Origin of the sequence: Mycobacterium sp. E3251 (genome assembly GCF_001666835.1) — a bacterium.
GTDB lineage: Bacteria > Actinomycetota > Actinomycetes > Mycobacteriales > Mycobacteriaceae > Mycobacterium.
In genome coordinates, this window is the sequence record NZ_LZJF01000204.1 from 1 (window position 1) to 14,478 (window position 14,478).

Here is a 14,478-nt window from a genome sequence, read left to right on the forward strand (position 1 = left end):
GTCTTGCCGCTGCCGGGCGGGCCGTACAGGATGGCCGACGCCACGCCCGAGCCCTCGACCAGGCGGCGGGTAGCCCGGAGGGTTGTGCTCGCTGCCGTGGGGATCGGCCGGGGTGCCTGGATACTCGGGAGGCTGGCTCATGTCCGTCCTAGCTGTTGACTCAACCTGTGGGCACGCGCACACGGGAACTTAGCAAAGATGAGTGCCCGGCGCCCGGATTCGTTTTCGTGGTATGCCTGAAGCCGTGTCCGACGGTCTTTTTGACCTGCCCGGCGCGCCGCCGACAAGCGATCACGCACTGGGCGTGTCGGCCGGTGCACCGCTGGCGGTGCGCATGCGGCCGGCCTCGCTGGACGAGGTGGTCGGCCAGGAGCACCTGCTGGCGCCCGGATCGCCGCTGCGCCGCCTGGTCGAGGGCTCGGGCGTGGCGTCGGCCATCCTGTACGGCCCGCCCGGCAGCGGCAAGACGACGCTGGCCGCACTGATCTCCCAGGCCACCGGCCGCCGGTTCGAGGCGCTGTCGGCGCTGTCGGCCGGCGTCAAGGACGTGCGCGCCGTCATAGACACGGCACGGCACGCGCTCCTGCGCGGGGAGCAGACGGTGCTGTTCATCGACGAGGTGCACCGCTTCTCCAAGACCCAGCAGGACGCCCTGCTGTCCGCCGTGGAGAACCGGGTGGTGCTGCTGGTGGCGGCGACCACCGAGAACCCGTCGTTCTCGGTCGTCGCGCCGTTGCTGTCCCGGTCGCTGATCCTGCAGTTGCGCCCGCTGGGCGCCGGCGACATCCGCACCGTGGTGCAGCGGGCGATCGACGACCCCCGCGGGCTCGACGGTCGGGTCGCGGTCTCGCCCGAGGCCGTCGACCTGCTGGTGCAGCTGGCCGCCGGCGACGCCCGCCGGGCGCTGACCGCGCTGGAGGTCGCGGCCGAATCGGCTCAGGCGGCAGGCGACTCCGTCAGCGTCGAGACCATCGAGCAGTCGCTGGACAAGGCCGCGGTGCGCTACGACCGCGACGGCGACCAGCACTACGACGTCATCAGCGCCTTCATCAAGTCGGTGCGCGGTTCCGACGTCGACGCGGCGCTGCACTACCTGGCCCGCATGCTCGTCGCGGGCGAGGACCCGCGGTTCCTCGCGCGCCGGCTGATGATCCTGGCCAGCGAGGACATCGGCATGGCCGATCCGAGCGCGCTGCAGATCGCGGTGGCGGCCGCCCAGACCGTGCAGCTGATCGGCATGCCCGAGGCGCAGCTGACGCTGGCGCACGCCACCATCCACCTGGCCACCGCGCCCAAGTCGAACTCCGTTACCACCGCGCTGGCGGCCGCGATGGACGACGTCAGGGCGGGCAAAGCCGGCCTGGTGCCGCCCCATCTGCGCGATGGGCACTATTCGGGCGCGGCAGCGCTGGGACACGCGCAGGGCTACCAGTACTCGCACAACGATCCCGACGGCGTCGTCGCCCAGCAGTATCCGCCGGACGAGCTGGTGGGCGTGGACTACTACCGGCCGACCGGCCGCGGCGGCGAGCGGGAGATGGCCGGGCGGCTGGAACGGTTGCGGGCGATCATCCGCAGGAAGCGGGGACGGTGATGAAAACCTTCACTGACGAGGAAATGGGCCGACTGCTGGCCACCACCAAGCCCTACAGCGTCGTCATCCTCAAGCAGGGGCCGCGCTTCGGCGAGGACACCACCCCGGGGACCGTCTGGGAGCACGGGCGCCGCAATTTCGGGCTGCGCGACGCCGGCGTCATGCCGATCGTGTTGCCGGTCACCGACGGCTCCGACGTGTGCGGTGTCGCGGTGTTCGCGGCCACGGTCGACGACGCCGCCGCCATCATGGCCGACGACCCGGGTGTGGCGAGCGGCGTCTTCACCTTCGAGGTGCACCCCTGCCGCGGCTTCCCGGGCGACGCCCTGCCGTAGCGCGTCGAGCGTGCGGCGAGCCGCACACTCAGCGCTCGCTGTGCGGCTGGCCGCACACTCGGCGAGCAAAACCCCGCGCTAGACCAGCTCGGGCACCCGCAGGTGGGCGATCGCCAGCTCGAATTCGGCGACGTCAACGACCTCGGCGCCCAGCTCCCGCACCCGCCTGCTGCGCAGTTCGGTGGCGCGGTCGCGGTTGCGGCCCATGGCGTCCATCGAGTCGAACGTCGAGCAGGACACCGCCCGCCGGCACGCGGGATGGTCGACCAGCAGGCTGGCGCTGCAGAAGCCGTCGAGATCCTCCATCTCCGGCAGCACCGAGGACCGGTAGAAGTCCAGCGATCGGCTGAGCTGATCCGGCACCACCTTGAGCCAGGTGGCCCGCACGCATGCCCCCGGACGGGACGGATGGTCGCGGTGCAGCAAAGCGATGTCCCACTCCTCGACCCGCGCGCTCCCGTCGAACATCAGCGCGGCCTGATCGCGAATCGGCGCGACCCGTTCGGCGCTGGCGCGCATGGCGTCGATGCTGTCCCACGAGCTGGTGGCGATGCAGGTTCCGGACTGCCGGTCGACCAACAGCGACAGTCCGACACACCCGTCGATCTCCGTGAGGGCCGGCATGACGATGTCGCGAATTTGCGCGATGCCGATGTCTACCGATAAGGGTTGCGCCTGGATGGTGGTGGAGCGTGCGTACACGGCCGACCTCCTCAGTTGGGCTGGTACCAAGGGGCCCGGTGGGCCACCGGCCCCACCAGTTACCTTCCTCCTGCCCGTTGCGCGCCGCAATGCCTTGATGTGGTCGCGATCACAAACGATTGGCTGGTCGCAACAGGTGCGCCGTAGGCTGGTTCGGATGCATACCGATGTGCTCGACGTGGACACGACACGGCGCCGCATCGTCGATCTGACCGAGGCGGTACGGGGCTTCTGCTGGTCGCGGGGCGACGGCTTGTGCAACGTGTTCGTCCCGCACGCGACGGCGGGCGTCGCCATCATCGAGACCGGGGCCGGCTCCGACGACGACCTCGTCGACACGCTGGAGCGGCTGCTGCCGCGCGACGACCGCTACCGGCACTCGCATGGCTCCCCGGGCCACGGCGCCGACCACGTGATGCCGGCGCTGGTCGCGCCGTCGGTGACGGTGCCGGTCTCCGCCGGCGAGCCGATGCTGGGCACGTGGCAAAGCATCGTGCTGGTCGACCTGAACCGGGACAACCCGCACCGCTCGGTGCGGTTGAGCTTTCTGGAGGGTTAGCGGCCCGGTAGCCAGCTATTCCGGCGAATACGCTGGAATAGACGTCCACGCAGAAAAAGCAAACAGGAAGAAGCGGACCAGAAGTGCAGACACACGAGATCAGGAAGCGATTTCTTGATCACTTCGTGAAGGCGGGTCACACCGAGGTGCCCAGCGCATCGGTGATCCTCGACGACCCCAACCTGCTCTTCGTCAACGCCGGCATGGTCCAGTTCGTGCCGTACTTCCTGGGCGCGCGCACACCGCCGTACTCGACGGCCACCAGCATCCAGAAGTGCATCCGCACGCCCGACATCGACGAAGTCGGCATCACCACCCGGCACAACACCTTCTTCCAGATGGCCGGCAACTTCTCGTTCGGCGACTACTTCAAGCGCCACGCCATCGAGCTGGCGTGGACCCTGCTGACCAATCCGGTGTCCAAGGGCGGCTACGGGCTGGATCCCGAAAGAATCTGGACGACGGTCTATTTCGACGACGACGAGGCCGTGCAGCTGTGGCAGGAGATCGCCGGGCTGCCGGCCGAGCGGATCCAGCGCCGCGGCATGGAAGACAACTACTGGTCCATGGGAATCCCCGGTCCGTGTGGCCCGTCGTCGGAGATCTACTACGACCGCGGCGAGGAGTTCGGCATCGGCGGCGGCCCGGTGGCCAACGAAGACCGTTACATCGAGATCTGGAATCTCGTGTTCATGCAGAACGAACGCGGCGAGGGCACCGGCAAAACCGACTTCGAAATCCTGGGGCCGTTGCCGCGCAAAAACATTGACACCGGCATGGGCGTCGAGCGGGTCGCCTTCATCCTGCAGGGCGTGCACAACGTCTACGAGACCGATCTGCTGAGGCCCGTCATCGATGCCGTGGCCGCCCGCGCCCCGCGCGGGTACGACGCCGGCAACCACGAAGACGACGTGCGTTACCGGGTCATCGCCGACCACAGCCGCACCGCGGCGATCCTGATCGGCGACGGCGTCACTCCCGGCAACGACGGGCGCGGGTACGTGCTGCGCCGGCTGCTGCGCCGGGTGATCCGATCGGCCAAGCTGCTCGACATCGAAGGCCCGATCGTCGGCGAGCTGATGGCCACCGTGCGCGACGCGATGGGGCCGTCGTATCCCGAACTGGTCGCCGACTTCGACCGGATCAGGCGCATCGCCGTCGCCGAGGAGGCCGCGTTCAACCGCACGCTGGCGGCCGGCTCGAAGCTGTTCGACGACGTGGCCGGCACCACGAAAGCGTCTGGTAAGAAAGCGATTTCCGGCTCAGACGCCTTTACGTTGCACGACACCTACGGGTTCCCGATCGAGCTGACCCTGGAGATGGCCTCCGAGGCCGGCCTGCAGGTGGACGAGATCGGCTTCCGGGAGCTGATGGCCGAACAGCGCCGCCGGGCCAAGGCGGACGCCGCCGCGCGCAAGCACGCGCACGCGGACCTGAGCGCCTACCGCGAGCTGGTCGACGCCGGCCCCACCGAATTCACCGGCTTCGACGAACTGGCTTCCGAGGCAAGGATTCTGGGTATCTTCGTCGACGGGAAGCGGGTACCGGTGGTCACCCACGGCACCGATGGCTCCCATCAGGTCGAACTCGTGCTGGACCGCACGCCGCTCTACGCCGAATCCGGCGGGCAGATCGCCGACGAGGGCACCATCAGCGGGACGGGAGCCTCAGAGTGCGCCCGGGCGGCGGTCACCGACGTGCAGAAGATCGCCAAAACCCTTTGGGTGCACCGGGTCAACGTCGAATCCGGCGAATTCGTGGAGGGCGACACCGTCGTCGCGGCGGTCGACCCGGAATGGCGCCGGGGCGCCACCCAGGGGCACTCGGGCACCCACATGGTGCACGCCGCGCTGCGACAGGTGCTGGGGCCCAACGCCGTTCAGGCGGGATCGCTGAACCGCCCCGGTTACCTGCGTTTCGACTTCAACTGGCAGGGTTCGCTGTCCGACGAGCAGCGCACCCAGATCGAAGAGGTCACCAACGAGGCCGTCCAGGCCGACTTCGAGGTGCACACCTTCACCGAGCAACTCGAGAAGGCCAAGGCCATGGGGGCGGTCGCGCTATTCGGCGAGAGCTACCCGGAACAGGTGCGGGTGGTGGAGATCGGCGGCCCGTTCTCGCTCGAGCTCTGCGGTGGGACCCACGTGCACAACTCGGCGCAGATCGGGCCGGTGACCATCCTCGGCGAATCGTCGGTCGGTTCCGGGGTCCGCCGGGTCGAGGCCTACGTCGGGCTGGACTCGTTCCGCCACCTGGCCAAGGAACGCGCCCTGATGGCGGGACTGGCGTCGTCGCTGAAGGTGCCCTCCGACGAGGTGCCCGCGCGGGTGGCCGGCCTGGTGGAGCGGCTCAAGGCCGCCGAGAAGGAGCTCGAACGCGCTCGGCTGGCCGGTGCGCGCGCCGCCGCGACCAACGCCGCGGCCGGCGCGGAGCGTATCGGTAACGTCCGTGTGGTGGCGCAACGGATGTCCGCGGGGATGACGGCAGGCGACCTGCGTTCCCTGGTGGGCGACATCCGCGGCAAGCTGGGCAGCGACCCCGCCGTGGTGGCGCTGATCGCGGAGGGCGAGGGCGGCACCGTGCCGTACGCGATCGCCGCCAACCCGGCCGCCCAAGAGCTCGGCATCCGCGCCAACGACCTGATCAAGCAGCTGGCCGCGACCGTCGACGGCCGCGGCGGGGGCAAGCCCGATCTGGCGCAGGGTTCCGGAAAGGACCCGACCCGCATCGACGCCGCGCTCGAGGCCGTCCGCTCTGAGATAGCGCGGGTCGGCTGAGTGGTTTCCACAGAGCATCGCTTGCCCGACCGGCCCGGCGACCCTGGCCGGGGACGGCGTCTCGGCATCGACGTCGGCAGCGTGCGCATCGGCGTCGCCTGCAGCGACCCCGACGGCATCCTGGCCACCCCGGTGGAAACCGTGCGCCGCGACCGCTCCGGCAAACACGTGCGGCGGCTGGCCGAGCTGGCCGCGGAGCTCGGGGTGGTCGAGGTGGTCGTCGGGCTGCCGCGGACACTGGCCGACCGCACCGGCCCGTCGGCGGTCGACGCGATGGAGCTGGCCGGCGAACTGGCCCAGCGCATCGCCCCCACACCGGTGCGGCTGGCCGACGAGCGCCTGACCACCGTCAGCGCGCAGCGATCGCTGCGCGCGGCCGGCGTCCGCGCCAGGGAGCAACGGGCAGTGATCGACCAGGCGGCCGCGGTGGCCATCCTGCAGAGCTGGCTCGACCAACGCCGAGCCACCCTGACCGCGGGGGAGTCCACCGATGGTTGACAGCGCACGGCGTGAACGGGCCGAACCCGAAGCGGTCGGCCCGTCGCGCAAAGGCGGCCGCGTGGCCCGCAATCGGGCCGAGCGGGGGCGCCGCCGGCGGCGGCTCGCCGGCACGATCGTGGTCGCGGTCGTCGCCGTCGTCGTGCTGGTCGGGGTCTTCGTCGGCGCCAGGCTGTGGCACACGATGTTCGGGGTCGACGACGACTACACCGGAAACGGCAAGCGCGACATCGTGATTCAGATCAAGGACGGCGACTCGACCACCATGGTCGGGGAGACGCTGCAGCACGAGCAGGTGACCAAGACGGTCCGGGCATTCGTCAACGCCGCGCACGGCAACACCAAGATCTCGTCGATCCAGCCCGGCTTCTACCGGATGCGCACCGAGATCCCGGCGGCCAACGCCGTCGAGCGGCTGGCCGACCCCAACAGCCGGGTGGGCCGGCTGGTCATCCCGGAGGGCCGCCAACTCGACGACACCACCGACATGAAGACCAACAAGGTGACACCGGGCATCCTGACGCTGATCTCCCGCGCCACCTGCGTCACCCTGGACGGCAACCAGCACTGCGTCGCGGTGGAGGAGCTGCGGGCGGCGGCGACCAATAGCACACCCGCCGCGCTGGCGGTGCCGCCGTGGGCGCTCGAGCCGTTCACCGAGCTCGGCAAGGACCATCGCCGGATCGAGGGGCTGATCGCGCCGGGAACCTTCAACGTCGACCCCTCCACGTCGGCCGAGACGATCCTGTCCGGCCTGATCAGCACCGGCGCCGTGGAGTACATGAAGTCGGGGTTGGTGGACACCGCCCAGGCCATGGGCCTGTCGCCCTACGACATCCTGGTGGTGGCGTCGCTGGTGGAGCAGGAATCCAAGTCGCAGGACTTCGCGAAGGTCGCGCAGGTCATCTACAACCGCCTGCACGCACACCACACGCTGGAATTCGACTCGACGGTCAACTATCCGCTGGACCGCCGGGAAGTGGCCACCACCGACGCCGACCGGGCCCAGAAGACGCCGTGGAACACCTACGTGTCGCAGGGGTTGCCGGCGACCGCGATCTGTTCGCCCGGGGTCGACGCCCTGCACGCCGCCGAGCATCCCGAGCCCGGTGACTGGTTGTACTTCGTCACCATCGATGCCCAGGGAACGACGCTGTTCACCAAGGATTATCAGCAGCATCTGGCCAACATCGAGCTGGCTAAGCGCAACGGTGTCCTCGATAGCGCGCGCTGACGGCGCACCCCGAAAAGCGGCGGTGCTCGGCAAGCCGATCGCCCACTCGAAATCCCCGCAACTGCACCTGGCCGCCTACCGGGCGCTGGGGCTGCACGACTGGACCTACGAGCGCATCGAGTGCGACGCCGGGCAGCTGCCCGCGGTGGTGGGCGGGTTCGGGCCCGAGTGGGTCGGGGTGTCGGTGACCATGCCGGGCAAATTCGCCGCGTTGCGGTTCGCCGACGAGCGCACCGAACGCGCCGAGCGGGTGGGGTCGGCCAACACGCTCGTCCGCACGCCGGCGGGCTGGCGGGCCGACAACACTGACATCGACGGCGTAGCGGGAGCGCTGGCGGCAGAAGTGGAAGCGGCCGGGCCTGCGCTGGTGTGCGGGTCGGGTGGGACCGCGCCGGCGGCCGTGCTGGGGCTGGCCCAGCTGGGTGTCACCGCCATTACCGTCGTCGCGCGCGATCCGGACAAGGCCGCCCGGCTGGTGGATCTCGGCACGGAAATCGGGGTGCCGACGCGGTTCCTGGGGCTGGACAGCGACGAGCTGCCCGCCGCGGTGGCCGGCGCGGGGGTGCTGGTCAGCACGATCCCCGCGGAGGTCGGGGCGCGGTATGCGGACACCTTCGCGGCCATCCCGGTGCTGCTGGACGCCGTCTACGACCCGTGGCCCACGCCGCTGGCCGCCGCCGTGGCCGCCGCCGGCGGCCGCGTGATCAGCGGCCTGCAGATGCTGCTGCATCAGGCCTTCACCCAGGTCGAGCTATTCACAGGCCTGCCGGCGCCGCGAGAGGCCATGGCCGCCGCCTTGGGCTAGCGTCCCGCGGCATGGGGGTGACGGCGGCGGTCGCCGTGCTGGTCTGGCTGGCGGTGTTGAGCGGTTACGACATCCGCGAGCGCCGGTTGCCCAACCTGCTGACGCTGCCCGGGGCGGCGATGATCCTGCTGGCGGCCGCCGTGGCCGGGCGCGGCTGGCCCGCCGTCGCGGGGGCGACGGCGTTGACCGCGGTCTATCTGCTGGTGCACTCCCTGGCCCCGGCGGGAATGGGAGCGGGAGACGTCAAGCTCGCGATCGGCCTGGGCGCGCTGGCCGGCTGCTTCGGCGCCGGGGTGTGGTTCTTGGCGGCGCTCGCGGCGCCGCTGCTGACCGTGTCGTGGGGCCTGCTCGGCCGGCTTCTCGGCCGCGCGTGCTCCGCGCGTGTGCCGCACGGCCCGTCGATGTGCGCGGCCACCGCCGCCGCAATCGGCCTGGCCCTCGGGATTTAAGCCCGCCCGGGCGCACATGGGAAGATGATCGGGTGTTGCGTTGGATCACCGCCGGGGAGTCGCATGGTCGTGCGTTGGTGGCCATGCTCGAGGGCATGGTCGCCGGCGTCGAGGTCAACTCGACCGATATCGGCGACCAGTTGGCCCGCCGGCGGCTCGGTTACGGCCGCGGCGCGCGGATGAAGTTCGAGCGCGACGCGGTGACCGTGCTGTCCGGGGTGCGCCACGGCATCACGCTGGGCGGCCCCATCGCCATCGAGATCGGCAACACCGAGTGGCCCAAGTGGGAGACCGTGATGGCCGCCGACCCGGTCGACCCGGCGGAACTGGCCAATGTCGCGCGCAACGAACCGCTCACCCGGCCGCGGCCCGGCCACGCCGATTACGCGGGCATGCTCAAGTACGGCTTCGACGACGCCCGGCCCGTGCTGGAGCGGGCCAGCGCCCGGGAAACCGCCGCCCGCGTCGCGGTCGGCACCGTCGCGCGGTCCTTCCTGCGCCAGGCGCTGGGTGTCGAGGTGCTTTCGCACGTGATCGCGATCGGTCCGTCGGCGCCCTACGACGGCCCGCCGCCGCGCCCGGAGGACCTGCCCGCGATCGACGACAGCCCGGTACGCGCCTTCGACAAGGGCGCCGAAGAAGCGATGATCGCCGAGATCGAGGCGGCCAAGAAGGACGGCGACACCCTTGGCGGCGTGGTCGAGGTGGTGGCCGTGGGCCTGCCGGTCGGGCTGGGTTCGTTCACCAGCGGCGACAACCGGCTCGACAGCCAGCTCGCCGCCGCGGTGATGGGCATCCAGGCCATCAAGGGCGTGGAGATCGGCGACGGCTTCGAAACGGCCCGCCGCCGCGGCAGCCGCGCCCACGACGAGATGTATCCCGGACCCGACGGCGTGGTCCGCTCGACCAACCGCGCGGGCGGGCTGGAGGGCGGCATGACCAACGGGCAGCCGCTGCGGGTGCGCGCCGCGATGAAGCCCATCTCCACCGTGCCGCGGGCGCTGGCCACCGTCGACATGGCGACCGGCGACGAGGCCGTCGCCATCCACCAGCGCTCGGACGTGTGCGCGGTCCCGGCCGCCGGCGTCGTCGTCGAGGCCATGGTGGCGCTCGTGCTGGCCCGGGCGGCGCTGGAGAAGTTCGGCGGCGATTCGCTCACCGAAACCTGCCGCAACATCGAGGCGTATCGGCGCGCGGTCGCCGACCGGGAAGCGCCGGCCGCCCGGGGTACCGCCTGATGGCGCCCAGGGCGGTACTCGTCGGGTTGCCGGGATCGGGCAAGTCCACGATCGGGCGGCGCCTGGCCAAGGCGCTGGGCGTCGGGTTCCTGGACACCGATGCGGCGATCGAGCAGCAGACCGGGCGCAGCATCGCCGACATCTTCGCCACGGACGGAGAGCAGGAGTTCCGCCGCATCGAGGAGGGCGCGGTGCGCGCCGCGTTGGCCGACCATGACGGCGTGTTGTCGCTCGGCGGTGGGGCCGTCACCAGCCCGGGGGTCTGTTCGGCGCTCGCCGGCCACACCGTCATCTACTTGGAGATCGGCGCCAACGAGGGCGTGCGGCGCACCGGCGGCAGCGCCGTGCGGCCGCTGCTCGCCGGCCCGGACCGCGCCGAGAAATACAAGGCGCTGATGGCCGAGCGGGTCCCGCTGTACCGGCGCGTTTCGACGATCCGCGTCGACACCAATCGCCGCAATCCCGGGGCGGTCGTGCGCTACATCGTGTCCCGGCTGCAGACCCCGGACAACGCCCACGCGGAGGCGGCGACATGACCCACACCGTGCAGGTGGCCGTCGACCCGCCGTACCCGGTGATCATCGGGACCGACCTGGGCGACCAGCTGGTCGAACTGCTCTGCGACCGGCACCGGGTGGCCGTCGTGCACCAACCGGCGCTCGCGCAAACCGCAGAAGCGATCCGAAGCCGCCTGGCGGACAAGGGCGTCGACGCGCACCGCATCGAAATCCCCGACGCCGAGGCCGGAAAGGACCTACCCGTCGTCGGATTCCTCTGGGAAGTCCTGGGCCGCATCGGGATTGACCGCAAAGACGCGTTGGTCAGCCTCGGCGGCGGCGCCGCCACCGACGTCGCCGGGTTCGCGGCGGCCACTTGGCTGCGCGGCGTCGACATCGTCCACATTCCCACCACGCTGCTCGGCATGGTCGACGCGGCCGTCGGCGGCAAGACGGGCATCAACACCGACGCGGGCAAGAACCTGGTGGGCGCGTTTCATCAGCCGCTGGCGGTGCTGGTCGACCTGGCGACCCTGGAAACGTTGCCGCACAACGAACTCGTCGCCGGGATGGCCGAGGTGGTCAAGGCCGGCTTCATCGCCGACCCGGTGATCCTCGATCTCATCGAGGCCGACCCGCAGGCCGCCGTCGACCCCACCGGCGACGTGCTTCCGGAGCTGATCCGGCGCTCGATCGCCGTCAAGGCGCAGGTCGTCGCCGCCGACGAGAAGGAGTCGGAGCTGCGCGAAATCCTGAACTATGGCCACACATTGGCGCATGCGATCGAGCGCCGGGAGCGCTACGAGTGGCGCCACGGCGCCGCGGTGTCGGTGGGCCTGGTGTTCGCCGCGGAGCTGGCCAGGCTGGCCGGCCGGCTCGACGACGCGACCGCGCAGCGCCACCGCACCGTCCTGTCGGCGCTCGGCCTGCCGGTCGGCTACGACCCCGACGCGTTGCCGCAACTGCTGGAATACATGGCCCAGGACAAGAAGTCGCGCGCCGGGGTGCTGAGGTTCGTGGTGCTCGACGGGCTGGCCAAGCCGGGGCGGCTGGCCGGCCCCGACCCGTCGCTGCTGGCGGCGGCTTACGCCGGGCTGTCCGACGAAGGGGACGCCTGATGGCCACCACCGTCACCGTGCAAGTCATCAACGGCCCGAACCTGGGCCGGCTGGGCCGCCGCGAGCCCGAGGTGTACGGGGACACCACGCACGATCAACTCGCCGCGCTGATCGAGCGGGAGGCCGCCGCGCTCGGCCTGAAAGCCGTTGTGCGCCAGAGCGACAACGAAGCGCAACTGCTGGACTGGATCCATTCGGCCGCCGACGCGGGCGAACCGGTGATCCTCAACGCCGGCGGCCTGACCCACACCTCGGTCGCGCTGCGCGACGCGTGCGCCGAGTTGCGCGGGCCCCTGATCGAGGTGCACATCTCCAACGTGCATGCCCGCGAAGACTTTCGGCGCCACTCGTACCTCAGCCCGGTCGCGACGGGGGTAATCGTCGGGCTGGGAATCCAGGGCTACCTGCTCGCCCTGCGCTACCTGGCGGAAGCCGCCACGGGTTAGCCCTTGCCGGGCTCGTTGCCCGGTGTGGTCGGCTCGTCGCCGGCCTTGCGGATCACCTCGGTTTTGGGCTCGGACTCGCTCTTGGCGATCGTCTCGGTCGGTGCCTCGCGTTCGGTGGTGCCCATCGTTTCGGTCGGGGCGTCCCGCTCGGCCGTGGCGACCGCCGCGGTCCGCTCCTCGTGCTGCGCTCCAGCCGTGGGGATCTCCCCGGTCGGCGCGTCGTCAGCGCGCACCGCGGAGAACACATCCGTGTCGGCCCGCTCCTCGTCCGTTCCCGGCCTGCGGGGCGGCGGATTGCGGTCGACGCGCCAGCGGCCGATGGTGACGCCGATGATCCCGGGCAGGAACACGCACAGGGCGGTGAACGCCGCGAACGTGGTCAACTCGTTGATCAGGCCGCCGGTGTAGAGGCCGTTGTACACCAGCGCGATGAGCCAGGACACGGCTCCGGACAGGACGCCGGCCACCAGGCCGGCCAGCAGCCAGGTCATCGCCAGGTCGCCCCGCCGGTCCGGGTCGGGGTTCGCTTTCGCGTCGGCCCGGCCGTCGAGCACCCCCCACACGGCTACGCCGATGATGAACAAAAGCAGCAGCACCACGCTAAAAAGCCCGGCCTGCGTCTGCCACGCGTTTATCAACGCGCCTTGGAACAAGCGAACGATTACCATCGCCGCGGCGTAGACCAATCCGCGCAGCATCCAGGACCTCATGGGCAATCAGCGTAGCGAGTACCGTCAAGGGTCGTGACACATTCTCAGCGCCGGGACAACCTGAAGGCGCAAATCCGGGCCGGTGGACTCGACGCGATGCTGGTCAGCGACCTGAACAACGTGCGCTACCTGTCCGGTTTCACCGGATCGAACGGCGCGTTGCTGGTTTTCGCCGACGACCGCGGCCCGGTACTGGCCACCGACGGCCGGTATCGCACCCAGGCCGCGGAGCAGGCGCCGGGGATCGAGATCGCCATCGAACGCGCCCTCGGGCGCCACCTGGTCGGCCGGGCCGCCGACGACGGCGTCGGGAAGCTGGGCTTCGAGAGCAACGTGGTCACCGTCGACGCCTTCGACGTCCTGACCAGCGAACTCGGCGAACGCAAGGCCGCCACCGAGCTGGTGCGGGCCGCCGGGACCGTCGAGGCGCTGCGCGAGGTCAAAGACGACGGCGAGGTGGCGCTGCTGCGGCTGGCCTGCGAGGCGGCCGACGCCGCCCTCGCCGAGCTGGTGGAGCGCGGCGGCCTGCGGCCCGGACGAACCGAACGCGAGGTGAGCCGCGAGCTCGAGGCGCTGATGCTCGACCACGGCGCCGACGCGATCTCGTTCGAGACCATCGTCGCCGCCGGGCCGAATTCGGCGATCCCGCATCACCGCCCCACCGACGCCGCGCTCGCGGCCGGGGATTTCGTCAAGATCGACTTCGGCGCGCTGGTGGCCGGCTATCACTCCGACATGACCCGCACCTTCGTGCTCGGCAAGGCCGCCGACTGGCAGCGGGAGATCTACCAGCTGGTCGCCGACGCCCAGCGGGCCGGGCGGGAGGCGTTGCGGGCGGGCGCCAACCTGCGCGACGTCGACGGCGCGGCGCGCCAGCTCATCGTCGACGCGGGCTACGGCGAGCAGTTCGGCCACGGGCTGGGGCACGGAGTGGGGTTGCAGATCCACGAGGCGCCGGGGATCGGGGCCACGTCGACCGGCACGCTGCTGGCCGGCTCGGTGGTGACCGTCGAGCCGGGCGTCTACCTGCCGGGTCGCGGCGGCGTGCGCATCGAGGACACCCTGGTCGTGCCCGGCGAGGCGGCGGCGACCCGCGGGCAGGCGCCGGAGTTGCTCACCCGGTTTCCCAAGGAGTTGGCGGTTCTCGCCTAGACGAACCGCGCGGTTCAGTCGGCCGGGCCGCCGGGGTAAAGTCGGGTGGCGTGAATGGGGTGGAGCCAATCGAACGTGGGCTGGCGCGCCTACGGGATTTTCGGTGGGAGCTGGACGCGCAACCCCTGCGGGAGCTGCGGCTGGAGATCGACATCGTGTATATCCCCATCCCGGTGCCGTTTTCCGGCGGGAAAAAGCTCAACGTCCCCTTCTTGACGATGATCAAGCCCCTGCGGCCCGCGCCGAGCGAGCCGGCCGAGACCGGCCCTTAACGCGGAGCTTCCCGCCACCCGACGCGCGGGCGTCGGCCGCGCCGCGCTTTAGACTGACCGACAAATTGCAGACAGGTCGCGACCGACTGTCC

General features: G+C 70.7%; 16 protein-coding genes and 1 pseudogene. 14 read left to right on the forward strand and 3 right to left on the reverse strand.

Going from position 1 to position 14,478, the window contains the following annotated elements; all coding sequences use genetic code 11:
• A pseudogene (locus tag A5697_RS28845) lies at nt 1-68 on the reverse strand (hypothetical protein); the annotation flags it as partial.
• 164 nt (nt 69-232) lie between these two features.
• Between A5697_RS28845 and A5697_RS26530 the strand changes: the two are divergent.
• Together A5697_RS26530 and A5697_RS26535 are read left to right on the forward strand one after the other, a co-directional pair.
• Nucleotides 233-1,594: a replication-associated recombination protein A gene (locus tag A5697_RS26530; RefSeq protein ID WP_068012717.1), complete on the forward strand. Its 1,362-nt coding sequence runs from the start codon at nt 233-235 to the stop codon at nt 1,592-1,594.
• Nucleotides 1,594-1,929 carry a hypothetical protein gene (locus A5697_RS26535; protein ID WP_068012719.1) on the forward strand — a complete coding sequence of 112 codons (336 nt, stop codon included), beginning with the start codon at nt 1,594-1,596 and terminating at the stop codon, nt 1,927-1,929. Before A5697_RS26530 ends, A5697_RS26535 begins: the two co-directional genes overlap by 1 nt.
• Nucleotides 1,930-2,007: 78 nt before the next feature.
• Here A5697_RS26535 and A5697_RS26540 read toward each other — a convergent pair whose 3' ends face one another.
• Entirely contained in the window at nt 2,008-2,631 is a 624-nt protein-coding gene (locus tag A5697_RS26540; RefSeq protein ID WP_068012721.1) for a hypothetical protein, read from the reverse strand.
• A 169-nt stretch (nt 2,632-2,800) separates the two neighbouring features.
• Between A5697_RS26540 and A5697_RS26545 the strand changes: the two genes are divergently transcribed.
• From A5697_RS26545 to aroQ, 10 genes are all read left to right on the forward strand, one after another.
• A complete protein-coding gene (locus tag A5697_RS26545) occupies nt 2,801-3,190 on the forward strand; it encodes a secondary thiamine-phosphate synthase enzyme YjbQ (RefSeq protein WP_197501127.1) in 390 nt (129 codons plus the stop codon).
• An 83-nt stretch (nt 3,191-3,273) separates the two neighbouring features.
• The gene (gene alaS / locus A5697_RS26550; RefSeq protein WP_068012723.1) at nt 3,274-5,967 is read left to right on the forward strand and encodes an alanine--tRNA ligase; all 2,694 of its coding nucleotides are present in this window, start codon (nt 3,274-3,276) and stop codon (nt 5,965-5,967) included.
• Nucleotides 5,968-6,465: a Holliday junction resolvase RuvX gene (ruvX, locus tag A5697_RS26555; RefSeq protein ID WP_068012725.1), complete on the forward strand. Its 498-nt coding sequence runs from the start codon at nt 5,968-5,970 to the stop codon at nt 6,463-6,465.
• Nucleotides 6,458-7,699 (forward strand): endolytic transglycosylase MltG, encoded by a 1,242-nt coding sequence (gene mltG, locus A5697_RS26560; protein ID WP_068012727.1) that lies wholly within the window; start codon nt 6,458-6,460, stop codon nt 7,697-7,699. Before ruvX ends, mltG begins: the two co-directional genes overlap by 8 nt.
• On the forward strand, nt 7,686-8,504 hold the full coding sequence (locus A5697_RS26565) for a shikimate dehydrogenase (RefSeq protein WP_197501128.1): 819 nt from the start codon (nt 7,686-7,688) through the stop codon (nt 8,502-8,504). Before mltG ends, A5697_RS26565 begins: the two co-directional genes overlap by 14 nt.
• Before the next feature lie 11 nt (nt 8,505-8,515).
• Nucleotides 8,516-8,953, forward strand: a complete 438-nt coding sequence (locus A5697_RS26570; RefSeq protein ID WP_067944686.1) for an A24 family peptidase — start codon at nt 8,516-8,518, stop codon at nt 8,951-8,953.
• Nucleotides 8,954-8,985: 32 nt separating this feature from the next.
• Nucleotides 8,986-10,191 (forward strand): chorismate synthase, encoded by a 1,206-nt coding sequence (aroC, locus tag A5697_RS26575; protein WP_068012730.1) that lies wholly within the window; start codon nt 8,986-8,988, stop codon nt 10,189-10,191.
• On the forward strand, nt 10,191-10,727 hold the full coding sequence (locus A5697_RS26580) for a shikimate kinase (protein ID WP_068012731.1): 537 nt from the start codon (nt 10,191-10,193) through the stop codon (nt 10,725-10,727). Before aroC ends, A5697_RS26580 begins: the two co-directional genes overlap by 1 nt.
• Nucleotides 10,724-11,806, forward strand: coding sequence for a 3-dehydroquinate synthase (gene aroB / locus A5697_RS26585; protein WP_068012733.1), 1,083 nt, complete (start codon nt 10,724-10,726; stop codon nt 11,804-11,806). The genes A5697_RS26580 and aroB overlap by 4 nt, the downstream gene beginning before the upstream one ends.
• A complete protein-coding gene (aroQ, locus tag A5697_RS26590; protein WP_068012735.1) occupies nt 11,806-12,252 on the forward strand; it encodes a type II 3-dehydroquinate dehydratase in 447 nt (148 codons plus the stop codon). Before aroB ends, aroQ begins: the two co-directional genes overlap by 1 nt.
• Here the strand turns inward: aroQ and A5697_RS26595 are convergent.
• The gene (locus A5697_RS26595) at nt 12,249-12,962 is read right to left on the reverse strand and encodes a B-4DMT family transporter (RefSeq protein ID WP_197501126.1); all 714 of its coding nucleotides are present in this window, start codon (nt 12,960-12,962) and stop codon (nt 12,249-12,251) included. The genes aroQ and A5697_RS26595 overlap by 4 nt on opposite strands.
• Nucleotides 12,963-12,995: 33 nt before the next feature.
• Here A5697_RS26595 and A5697_RS26600 point away from each other — a divergent pair, with 33 nt between their 5' ends.
• Both A5697_RS26600 and A5697_RS26605 read left to right on the forward strand, forming a co-directional pair.
• Nucleotides 12,996-14,114, forward strand: coding sequence for a Xaa-Pro peptidase family protein (locus A5697_RS26600; protein ID WP_067944680.1), 1,119 nt, complete (start codon nt 12,996-12,998; stop codon nt 14,112-14,114).
• 50 nt (nt 14,115-14,164) lie between these two features.
• Nucleotides 14,165-14,386, forward strand: coding sequence for a hypothetical protein (locus tag A5697_RS26605; RefSeq protein ID WP_067944679.1), 222 nt, complete (start codon nt 14,165-14,167; stop codon nt 14,384-14,386).
• Nucleotides 14,387-14,478: the final 92 nt, after the last annotated feature.